10 protein-coding genes are annotated in these 11,107 nt (G+C 60.3%); all 10 read right to left on the reverse strand.

The window, feature by feature from the left end; translation table 11 throughout:
- Positions 1–54: 54 nt before the first annotated feature.
- Positions 55–1,677 (reverse strand): AMP-binding protein, encoded by a 1,623-nt coding sequence (locus tag NUV99_08210; GenBank protein MCR4420093.1) that lies wholly within the window; start codon positions 1,675–1,677, stop codon positions 55–57.
- A 172-nt stretch (positions 1,678–1,849) separates the two neighbouring features.
- Positions 1,850–2,329 (reverse strand): Zn-ribbon domain-containing OB-fold protein, encoded by a 480-nt coding sequence (locus NUV99_08215; protein MCR4420094.1) that lies wholly within the window; start codon positions 2,327–2,329, stop codon positions 1,850–1,852.
- The gene (locus tag NUV99_08220; GenBank protein MCR4420095.1) at positions 2,326–3,516 is read right to left on the reverse strand and encodes a thiolase family protein; all 1,191 of its coding nucleotides are present in this window, start codon (positions 3,514–3,516) and stop codon (positions 2,326–2,328) included. Before NUV99_08220 ends, NUV99_08215 begins: the two co-directional genes overlap by 4 nt.
- 23 nt (positions 3,517–3,539) lie before the next feature.
- Positions 3,540–4,319, reverse strand: a complete 780-nt coding sequence (locus NUV99_08225) for an enoyl-CoA hydratase-related protein (GenBank protein MCR4420096.1) — start codon at positions 4,317–4,319, stop codon at positions 3,540–3,542.
- A gap of 43 nt (positions 4,320–4,362) precedes the next feature.
- Entirely contained in the window at positions 4,363–5,223 is an 861-nt protein-coding gene (locus NUV99_08230; protein MCR4420097.1) for a 3-hydroxyacyl-CoA dehydrogenase family protein, read from the reverse strand.
- A 175-nt stretch (positions 5,224–5,398) separates the two neighbouring features.
- Complete coding sequence (locus NUV99_08235; protein MCR4420098.1) at positions 5,399–7,171, reverse strand: amidohydrolase family protein; 1,773 nt, start codon at positions 7,169–7,171, stop codon at positions 5,399–5,401.
- A gap of 175 nt (positions 7,172–7,346) precedes the next feature.
- Positions 7,347–8,606, reverse strand: coding sequence for an amino acid ABC transporter substrate-binding protein (locus tag NUV99_08240; GenBank protein MCR4420099.1), 1,260 nt, complete (start codon positions 8,604–8,606; stop codon positions 7,347–7,349).
- Positions 8,607–8,789: 183 nt separating this feature from the next.
- Positions 8,790–9,827, reverse strand: a complete 1,038-nt coding sequence (locus NUV99_08245) for a hypothetical protein (protein ID MCR4420100.1) — start codon at positions 9,825–9,827, stop codon at positions 8,790–8,792.
- A gap of 364 nt (positions 9,828–10,191) precedes the next feature.
- The gene (locus NUV99_08250; protein ID MCR4420101.1) at positions 10,192–10,584 is read right to left on the reverse strand and encodes a cell wall hydrolase; all 393 of its coding nucleotides are present in this window, start codon (positions 10,582–10,584) and stop codon (positions 10,192–10,194) included.
- Between the two features lie 179 nt (positions 10,585–10,763).
- The coding region (locus NUV99_08255) for a CRISPR-associated protein Csx3 (protein MCR4420102.1) at positions 10,764–11,107 on the reverse strand (344 nt) is incomplete at its 5' end.

The following is an 11,107-nucleotide window of genomic DNA, read 5'->3' on the forward strand; positions in this document are numbered from 1 at the left end:
GTGGGCCCCCGCGTCGGAAATGGGAGCCCACCGCCGTAACCGGCCCGCCCGGGCCTACAGCCCCAGCTTCTGGCGCTCCTCGGTTCTCACCTTCCGCCGCAGAATCTTGCCCGAGGGCGAGGTGGGAAGAGTATCCCTAAACTCGATCCAGTGCGGAACCTCATATGAGGCCAGACGTTCCTTGCACCATGCCAGCAGCTCCTCAGGCCGCACTCCCGGGCCTTCCCGGTTCAACACCACCAAAGCCTTGATCTTTTCCCCCACATCGGGATCGGGCAGGCCTATGGCGCACGCCGCAGAAACGGCCGGATGTTCGGTGAGCACCCGCTCCAGTTTTGACGGGACTACCCGGTAGCCCTTGTGCTTGATGATGTCCCCGGACCGGTCCAGGAAGTACACCCAGCCTTCCTCGTCTATGCGCAGGATATCGCCGGTACGATACCAAAGGCGCCCGTCCAGGGTGAGGAAGCGCTCGGCGGTTTCCTCGGGCTTGTTCCAGTAAGACCGCACCATGCAGTCCGAGGAGATCAGCAGTTCGCCCTGACCGGGAGGACCTACGGTCTCCATGCTATCCGGGTCTATCAACTTCACCTTCCACACGGAGAGAGGCTTGCCCACGGTTCCGTCGGGGATCTTGCCCTCCGCCGGTGTCATGGTGATCCCGCCGGAAGCCTCGGTTGCACCCAAGCCCTGATATATATACCTGCCTACCTTCTGCTGCCACCGGTCAATAAGGGCCGGAGGGAGGTAGTCACCACCCGTATAGCACCATATCAGGGAACTCAGGTCATATTGGTCTACGGTCGGGTGCTCCAGTATCATGCGGAAGAAGGTAGGGGTGCCGAAGAGAGTGGTAATCCGATAGCGGTCGATGGCCTCCAACACCGTGTCAATACTCATGGAGGGTAGGAGTACCAGGGTATCGCCGGCCAGGAGCGCTCCCAATCCGATGTTCTGGCCCAAAACGTGGTACAGCGGCGAACCCTGCAGAACCACGTCCCGGCCTATGGGAATCAAGGGTTTGCTGCCTGCCCGCTGCACGTCCGCCGCCTGGAGAAACACATCGTGGGCAAGGGGTACTCCTTTCGGCAGCCCGGTGGTACCGCTGGTGTAAAGGATTTCCGCCAGATCTCCCGGCGCGATGCCCCCATAGGGTGGCGCCTCGCCGCCGTCCCGCAGGAGGTTCACATAAGCCTTCACCTTTTCGCCCTGGGGTAGTTGCTTGCCCTGGGCGGCGGCCACCTTGGCGTCGAGTATCCCCCGCCAACCGGGCAGCATCTCCGCCGTGGTGGTAACCACTATGTGGCGGAGACTGCGCTCCTCGGCGATCTCCGCCACATTCTCGAAGTTGGCATCGGTGCAGAATACCACCTGTGCCCCGCTGTCGGCGGTGATGTAGTTGAGGTCGTGCGAACCGTAAAAGTGCGTTACCGGAACCGCCACCGCTCCCAGGCGCTGAACGGCGAACCAGGTAATCACCCACTGGGGGCAGTGCGACATGTAGACGATAACGCGGTCCCCTTTACGTATTCCCAACCCGCACATGGCGCCCGCCAGGCGCTCGCAGAGAGACCTCAGCTCCGCGTACGTGAACTCCGTTCCCTGATAGATCAGTGCGGTACGGGCAGGAAATCTCTCGGCCGCTTCTACAAACGTTTCCCATACAGAGGCCCTCACGGGTAAACCTCCTTCGCGCTTTGTACTGAGCCGGCTCGGGGGCAAGTTCCGCACGCGATCCGCATTTGCGATGGTGCCGGCTCCCCGATTTACGGGCCGCCCGGCCCCTGCCCTTCCTCGCTTCTCACTTGACAGCGAGGCCGGCCGCAGGGGCCGGCGCGCCCTATTTGAGCTATCTCACCGGTTCAAAGGCGTAGAACACACGTTCCCTCTCTTCTATCCCGTTCCGCGTCTCCACTAACGACGGAGGGAGAGGGAATACCACCATACGCACCTCGTCACCCTCTTTGAGCTCTCCGGCCTTACAGTTGACTATCCGCGTGGTAAACCTGAGCTCGCCCTGAAGGTCAATAATTGCTAGAATGTGCGGAGCTTCAAATCCCTGGGGTACGCCTTGGTACTGCTCCACAAACACCAGCACCTTTCCCCGGGTAGGTAAGTCCACCCACTCCAGGTCGTCGCTGGTGCAGTACGGGCACATCACCCGTGGCGGATACATGCGCTGGCCGCAGGAACGACAACGGGTAGTAGTCAAGCGTCCTTCCCGAAGGTGCTCGTAGAACTTGTAGTTGCGGTTGAACTCCTTGCTCTGCTGGGAATAGAGGTCCATGGTAGCCGCGTACTTGCCTTCCAGATACGGTATGCCGATCAATCCTTATCCCTCCCGTAGATCACCACGGTATGGGTGGCAATGCCGCCACTGAGGTTATGCGTGAGACCAAACCTGGCCCCCTCCACCTGGCGTGCCGCCCGACCCTGAAGCTGCTTCATGATCTCGATGCCCTGGCGAATACCGGTGGCTCCGAACGGGTGACCGCAGCTCAGCAGACCCCCGTCGGTGTTGACCGGCACCTGGCCGCCGAAGTCGGACTTGCCCTCCTGGATGAAACGGCCGCCCTCACCCTTTTCACAGAAGCCCAGGTCTTCGTACTCAATAATCTCGGAGATGGTGAAGCAGTCGTGGGTTTCGGCCACGTCAATGTCCGAAGGCCTTATTCCCGCATCCCGATAGGCCTTCTGGGCAGCGATCTTGAGGGATTCCCAGGTGGTCCAGTTGGGCATGTTGGCGCTCATGTTGTGAACGGAGGCCTGGGCGGTGCCGCGAATGTACACCAGCGGCCGATCGGTGAGATCCTTGGCTTTCTCCTCGCAGGCCAGAATGACCGCCGCTCCGCCGTCGGTGAGGGCGCAGCAGTCGTAGAGCTTCAAGGGCGGCACAATGGGCCTGGCGCTCATGGCCGTGTCCAAGTCGATGGGCTGACGAAACTGACCCATGGGGTTGTTCATGCCGTTGCGCCGGTTCTTCACCGATACCATAGCCAGCTGTTCCTCGGTGGTTCCGTACTGTTTCATGTGCTGCTTGGCCACCAGGGCGAAGATCGGCGGCGGCAGACCGATGCCGTGGGGGGCGTCGAACTCGTGATCCTGAGAGGCCAGTTCGGAATAGAATGTTTCCCACCTCTGCGGCATGTAGGTCTTCTCGGCCCCGATGACCATCACCACATCGGCCGCGCCGCTCTTGATCAGGCCGTAAGCCAGGATGATTCCTCCGCTGCCGCTGCCGCACAATACCTCGCACCTGATGCATATACTCCTGGGCTTAATACCCACATGCTCGGCTACCAGGGGAGCCAAATGGGTCTGGAAGGCCCGCCTTTCTGGATAGGCGCTGGCCACGATTATCCCGTCTATGTCCTTGGGCTTTACGGCCGGATTGTCCTCGTAACAGGCCTTGGCCGCCTCCTGGAAGATTTCCCTCAGCGAAGCCTCCCGCACCCCGAACTGCGACATCCCACCGGCGATTATGCACACGTTCCTGTCCATGCTTACCACCTTCACCTCCAGGTTGACCTTTTGGACTTCTAGCGCCCGCGGAAAACCGGTTTGCGTTTCTCAAGGAAAGCTTTCAGACCCTCCTGGGCGTCTTCCGAGGAGAAGTTCACCACAAATCCTTCGTTCTCAAACAGGAGCCCGGTATCCAGATCCACGTTGATCCCCGCGTGCATTACCCGCTTAAGAGTGGCCAGGGCCACCGGAGGTTTGGCGGCCAGCTTCTCCGCCAGGGCTTTGGCTTCTTCCATGAGCTTATCCGCGGGCACAACCCGGTGCACCAACCCGTACTGTAGGGCGGTTGCGGCGTCGATGGTTTCGCCGAGGAAGATGAGTTCCTTGGCCCGGGCCATGCCGATCAGACGCGGGAGCCGCTGGGTAGCCCCGCCGCCGGGTATGATTGCCAGATTCAACTCCGGTTGAGCGAACTTGGCGTTGTCGGCCGCCACCCGGAAGTCGCAGCACAGGGAAAGCTCACAACCCCCACCCAGCACCAGCCCTCGCAGGGCGGCCACCGTGGGCTTGGAAAGGTCCTCAAGCTTCTTCATGGCCCGCCAGGAGACGCGATTGAAGGCATGCACTCCCAGGGGGGTCAACTGGGCCAACTCGGTCACGTCGGCACCGGCGGCAAAGGCGCGTTCACCCGCACCGGTCAGAATGACCGCCCTTACGTTGGGATCGGCCTCCAGCCGGGTGCAGGCCGCCTCCAACTCCTGAAAAACCTTGGAGTTTAGGGGGTTGAAAGGCGGCCGATTGAGGGTGACGGTAGCTACAGGTCCCTCGATGGCCACGAGAATGGTTTCATAATCCACACCCGTCACTCCCTTCTCCGTAAGACGAAAAGTACTGTTGCCATTACTTATCCGAGTAATCATACCAGCCGCGGCCCGTCTTGCGACCGTAGCGGCCGGCCTTGACCACCCGCTTGAGACTGAAAGGCGGATTCCAACGGGTTTCCTTGAACTCGTTGCACAGGTAGTTCAGCGTGTGAAGGGCGATATCCACTCCGGTGAAGTCCATCAACTCAAAGGGACCCATGGGATAGTTGAGGCCCAGCTTAACGGCGGTATCAATGTCTTCCACCGTAGCCACGCCCTCTTCCAGAAGCTTCATGGCCTCGCAGAACTGGGCCAGCATGATCCGGTTCACCAGAAAGCCCGGCGAGTCTTTCTTTACCTCTACCGGGGTTTTACCCATACGGCGGGCCAGATCCATCACGGTCCGTACGGTGTCGTCGGAGGTGTAATAACCGCGGATGACCTCAACCAGCCGCATTACCGGAGCCGGATTAAAGAAGTGCATCCCCGCCACTTTGTCCGGCCGCTTGGTGGCAGAAGCGATAGAAGTGATGGAGATGGTGGAAGTGTTGGTAGTAAGGAGTACTTCGGGACGGCAAATCTGGTCGAGTTCCTGGAAAATGTCCTTTTTAAGCTGCTCGTCCTCAAACACCGCCTCGATGACAAAATCGGTTTCCGCCAACGGCTTGACCCCTGCGGCCTTCCTGATGCGGCCCAAGGTATTCTTCCTGTCCTCGTCGGAGAGCTTCCCCTTGTCTACCAGTCTGGCCAACTGCTGCTCGACGCTCGCGACCGCTTTTTCTACAATATCCAGGTCGGTGTCACTCAGGACTACCTGAAAACCGCTTTGGGCAGCAAGCTGAGCAATGCCCCGGCCCATGCTTCCTGCGCCCAGGATGCCGATGGTTCTGATCTCCATGAGGCACACACCTTCCTTTTTGGGGCGGTTTTAGTTAAGATGAACTCCTGGCAGTGTAAAAGGACGGCACCACAAGCAAGGTGAAAAACTTCACGAGCGGCAGCTCACAATAATAGTTAACTCCATCGAAGTACTGCTTGTCAAGGCCTGGTTAACCTTCCAGGGTCAAAACATTTCAGAGCATCAAAGGCACCGGCTCGCCTCCCAGTGAGCCCACCCGCACCAGGCCGCAAGCGGTTAGACGCAGGCGGGGGACCCCCACATAGCCCATCACCCGGAGGGCCAGAAAGGGATTAGCATAGGGATAACCCAAACGACGTAGGTGAAGATCGATGGCTTTCATGCGGGCGGCTACTTCCTCCACGGACAGGTCGCTGATAATCCCTCCTATAGGCAGGGGCAGTTCCGCCACAATCTGGTTGCCTTCACAGACTGCCACTCCACCACCCATTTCTCCCACCCGGTTCACGGCCAGCGCCAGCTCTTCCGCGCTGGCCCCCACGCCGGCGACCTGCGGCGCGTCCCAGACCGCACTGGAAGCACAGGCTCCGGCCCTAAGGTTCCAGCCGGAAATGAGTCCCGCACTCCATTTGGCCGGCCGAAGGGTACTCACGGCCAGCCCCAGGTTTATGCCCGGCGGCAAGGTGAGCCGCCCCTTTTGAGAGGGTACGTCCAGTGTTTGCTCTTCCGTCACCACGTCATTGCGCTGGTGGACAATGCGCACCCGCACCCGACGTGTGCCCGGCGGCGCCGTTATCGTCAATTCGGAGGCCAGAAAACGCCGGGAGAAGTCCAGCGCACGGTGCGCCTCTTCCGGGAAGCGGTGACGGCGGGGAGGGGCCAGCAGGCGCCCATCCTGTGCCACCAATCTTCCTTTGGCCACTACGGCCTGAGGTCGGCCCACATGGTGAAGATCTTCAACCAGCAGGAAATCGGCATAACGCCCGGGGCTGATGCTGCCCACGTACCGTTCCAGCCCGAAATGCGTCGCGTTGTTAATGGTGGCCATCTGAACGGCGCGGACGGGATCAAAACCCAAGTCTATGGCCTTTTGCACCACGTACTCCATTACCCCGTACCGCAGGAGATCCACCGGGTTCACGCCATCCGTACCCAAACCGAGGTAGCGGAAATCAAAATCTTCCCCCGCAAGGGCAGCCACTCCTTCCAGGTCGCGCCGAACCGAACCCTCGCGCACAATGGTAAACAGACCCAGCGATAGTCGGTCCTTCACCTCCTCCGGGCTAATGGCCTCATGACAGGAACCTATGCCGCAGCATGCCAGGGCCGCCAGACACTCCTTTCTCGCTCCCGCGCCGTGTCCTTCCGCGACCTTACCTGTCTCTTCCGCCAGGGAATAGAGGGTCAGCAGGTCCCCCCCGTCGCGCACCACCCGGGTCCAGTAGCTCTCGCCCAGTCCAACTACTTCTGCCCTTCTCAGGAGTTCGGCCACCTCTTCCGGCTGCATGCGGTGACCGGGCAGAAGCTGCGGATCTCCGGGCACCATGGGCGACACCAGGGCAAAAACGTGAGCCGGCTGGTCCATGACCGACTCGAGAAACCAGATTACCCCCCGGCAGCCGAAGGCATTGCCTACCTCCGCCGTGTCGGTCACGTAGGCGGTGGTACCCCCGAGAAGGGCATGGCGCAGGAACTCCGGTACGGTCACAACGCCTTCGTCCAGGTGGGCATGAGCGTCGATAAAGCCGGGAATGGCATACCTTCCCCGACCCTCCAGCACCACCGTTTGGGAGCCGGGAGAGAATTCATCCCGGCTCAGCCCGGCTACCAGGGGGCCGGCGGTGGCAATATGAAAGTGGGGCAGCAAAGTTCCGGTATGGACGTTTAGAACCGTGACGTCCCGAACCAGCAAATCCGGGGATTCCTGCCCCAGCGCCACCGCCCGAGCCCTGAGCCGGAGTTCCCGGGGGAATACCTGACCCTTCATTATCGGTAGCAGCTTCCTCTCTTCAGGAGCTTCGTGACCCGGTTTACGTACCTCGGTCCCCCGGCCGCAAGCAGGCCATCACCCCGGACGAACCTCTGCTTCCTACGCCCCGGCCCCGCCCTCGGCCTCTTTGCCGCGGCCTGGGGGGCGGAGCCGGGGCTCGGCCCGGTTCAGGCTACTGCTTCTTGGGCCAGGCGGGCTTCACAATGGGCGCGGCGGTACGGTGTTCGCCCGGATCGACTACCTCGAATATCCCCTTCTGCCACTGCCCTATCTGGCCCAGGTGACCGCGGAAGAAGCGGTCGGGGTCGTACTTGAACGGCCCGGTAAAGGTATTGTAGGTCTTGGTGGCCAGAAGTTCCCGGATCTTGCTCTGGTCCAGCGTCCCGGCTTCTTCTATGGCCTGCTGGAAGTGCTGCAACGAAGAATAGAAGTAGAGTTCGCCCCAGTAGTTGCACTCCTCGCCCGGATAGTACTTGTGGAAGAGATCCGCAAACTGCTTAGCCCCTTCGCTGCTCTTCACGTTCCAGGCTCCGCCTCCCATAATCCCTTCGCTCACGTCCTTGCCCACGGCCTGAACGAAGAAAGGAAAGGCAGGCCCCACGCTTACGAAGAAGGCCTTAAAGTCTATGCCCAACTCCACAGCCTGCTGGGTCACCAGGATGCCCTCCTCGGGGTAAACAAAGGCAACAAAGGCGTCTACACCGAGGGACTTGGCCTCCTTCAGCAGAGGAGAGAGGTCCTTGGTCCCCAGCGGGAAACTCTTCAGCAGTTTTACGTCTATGCCGACCTTCTTAAACTCCGGCACGCCCACCTCGGCGTACTCCACGCCGTGCAGGTCCTCGTGGTGCACTACCGCCACGGTCTTTACGCCTATCTCGGCCAGAATCTGGGCCAGCGCCGGCATTTGATCCCGGGAATAGTTGAGTACCTGGAAGAAGTAGGGCAGATCGGGCATGATCTCTTCCAGTCTAACCGCGCCGCCGGCGGCACCGATCATGATATAGTTATGCTTGTTGGCTATGGGTCCTGCCGCGTAAAGAAACGCCGTTCCCCAGGGAGGGAAGACGAAATCGACCTTGTCCTCCAGGATGAGCTTTTCCAACAACTTGGTCATGGTTCCTAAGTCGGACTTGTCATCGTACTTGATGTACTCTATGGGCAGCTTTTTCCCGTATTCCTTAACGTAAAGACCCCCTTGGGCATTGACTTCCTTTACCCATATTTCCCAGGAAGGTCCTCCGGACACCGCCACACTCGAGGCCAGTGGTCCGGAGAGAGAGATCGCCTGTCCGATAACAATCTTTTCCTTAGCGGGTTGAGGCGCGGGCGCGGGCGCGGCCGCCTCCTGTTTGGCGCACCCCGTCGCCGAGAGCACCACGGCCCCTACCAGTAAAGCCACCACCAACCAAACCACCGATTGCCTTTTCTTCACCCCAGTTCCTCCCTTTCGGCAATCTGGTATTCTCCGTATTCTCCGCCTGCCGAAGCCATGACCCTCCTCTTCCTCAGATACGTACTGCCTTCTGGTCACCTCGCTTTTCGACCCGGGCCCCTTCGAGCCGGCCCTTCCAAACCGGCCCGGCACCCGAGCATACTCTCGCTTGCTGCCGTCCTCTTAACCTGGTCTCCGCTCCACCGGCTGCCGAGCGAAGTAGGGACGCACCCGCAGCGCCAGATCCTCGGGGGCTACTACGGTGATGGGCTCGCCGCACATCATCTTGAGAAAGTTGACGTCCGAAGTGTACAAGGATGGGTGGATATAAAACCGCGGCGCGAAGCGCAGGCGCGCTCCTTCCTCCCCTTCATACAGCAGGGCATTAAAGGAAACGAGGTTATTCTCCTGCATGAAGAGGAACAGTCGCAAAAGGCCCGCGGCCAGATCGTGCAACACGGCGTCTCCCAAGCTCAGGAGCCGTGCCTCGGGTCCGAGAAGGGCGATCACCTCGCCCAGGGCTCCCTGGGGCCGAAAGGCAACCAGCCATTCGGTCTCCCCGATCCGGCCGAGATAGCGCTCTCCGCGAGCTTTTTCCGCCTCCACCAAATCGGTCCAGTAGCTCCGCCCCTGCGCCCTCCGGTAGGCGGCCTCGGCTTCCCGTTCCGTCCGTACCGAGTTAGGGGGCACCGCCGAGCCAAAAACCTGCAGGTGGGGGTGAAGCTGGCTGGAACCGGCCGGGGGAAGGTAGTTCCAGGATACGAAACCATGGAACTGGGGACGATCCTGCTGGACGCGGCTCAGGAAATCCAGCGATATCCGGAAGGCATCCAAGAGCTGTTCGGAGGTAAAGTCACCCAAGGCAGGAAAATGAGAGGCCGTCACCACGGTTACGGCACTGATTTCGTCGTAAGGAGAGAGATTGGGAAAGACCACGGCCTCGCCTCTACGCAGGCGTCCGCCGGGCACAAGATCCTCGGGGAACCGGGGGGTTACCTTCTCCACGTTCTCCGGACAAAAGGGGCAAAAACCGCCATTTATCAGCGGGCCCCACGCCTCCAGATTGGAAGGAGGAAGCCAGTCCGTCAAGAAATGCGCCACCCGCCCGGTTTCGCCGGTAAGAGGATCGTAACGTACTTCACTCGGGATCTCCACCGAGGAAAAAGCCCGGCGCGGGTCGAGCAACCGGGTGGCGTACACTTCCTTCCGAAACCGGATCATGCCCTTCCCCCTTTGCGGCACGCATTACTCTTACTATTATTTAGGATATATTCCACGGTACGAGAGCAAATCCTGCCAAGGCGGTATCGGGTGGCCGGGTCAGGAGATGGCCCTGCCGCCTCCTGGTCGCTGGGCTCAAAACGCAAGCCGAGAATCGCGACAGCGGCAGGCGCAGAGCACCTGCCCACCAACCGGCCATCTCCCTCAGTTCCGGCCATGGATTGAAAAACGGCAATTCTCGGCGGGTTAGTACCGGCTTACACCGCAAAGGCAAAGGCGCGCCCGGCGCGCAAGACGATCCAGAACCTCATAGCCCGCAAGATACAATCCTACTCCACGAGGTAGAGCTGCCCACGGACCGCGTTCAGGTGAGAAACAGATGCTTTCCTATGGCGCACCTCACCGGGCGAGACCTTATCCACCTGCTGGTGGCCTTGCGGGGATTGTAGAAAAAAAACGCGCCGCCGGTAGGGTCCTCGCCCCGTAGGGCGGTCTCAACCGCCTCTACGGCTTCCGGCTCAGGCGAGGCGATCAGGTCCAGCCGCCCGTTAGCCACGGACTCGAACTGACCGGGCTGATAGATGACTTCTCGGATGCTGTTCGGAAAACCTTCGGCCAGAACGCGGTTTACCACCACCGCCGCCACGGCCAGCTTTCCTTCGAACGGCTCACCCTGTGCCTCGGCCTCAACCAGCCGGGCCAGGAGCTGTCTCTCCTCACCGGTGCAGACGATTACGTAGGAAACGGCTTCCTCCACCGACGTCTCTCCCTTTCGGTGCCCCTGCCATTTGGTGCCGGCCCGGGCGTAGATACGACTGCACCCAGCGCGCCGTGGCGTAATGCGGTTAACCCTGCAGTCCTTCTAAATTCATTTATATGGTTATTACCATTAAATGGTACATGACCCCTTTTGGAGTACTCATTCAGACGGTGAGGTCATTCCGCCGAGTGGTCGAATATGGTTACCTCTCCGGTCACGGGGGAAGCATATAAGACCCGGCGGGCTTTGCCATGAAGAGCGTGGGCAACCGCCAAATAGAGCCACACCGGCGCCCGCCCAGTAATTACCACCTCATTTCCATCGCCAGCCTCCCTTACCGCCTGTTCTACGTACACGGGTAGCTGATCCAACTTGGCTACCTCGTTATAAAGCGACTCCAGGTCAATAACCACGCGCCCGCTCCAAAGAGCATGGTTTGACGTTTGCTGAACTGCCGCACTTAAACGCAAGTTCCCGGCCTGAGGGAGGCTTAGATCTAGGTGTGGCACTGGTTTTCGCG

It is taken from the genome of Clostridia bacterium (genome assembly GCA_024653205.1).
GTDB lineage: Bacteria > Bacillota > DSM-521 > Neomoorellales > SLTJ01 > JANLFO01.

Bases quoted from the DNA above. Each gene is read 5' to 3' on its own strand.
- NUV99_08230 (MCR4420097.1), bottom strand. From the start codon at position 5,223: ATGGAGATCAGAACCATCGGCATCCTGGGCGCAGGAAGCATGGGCCGG.
- NUV99_08235 (MCR4420098.1), bottom strand. From the start codon at position 7,171: ATGAAGGGTCAGGTATTCCCCCGGGAACTCCGGCTCAGGGCTCGGGCG.
- NUV99_08245 (MCR4420100.1), bottom strand. From the start codon at position 9,827: ATGATCCGGTTTCGGAAGGAAGTGTACGCCACCCGGTTGCTCGACCCG.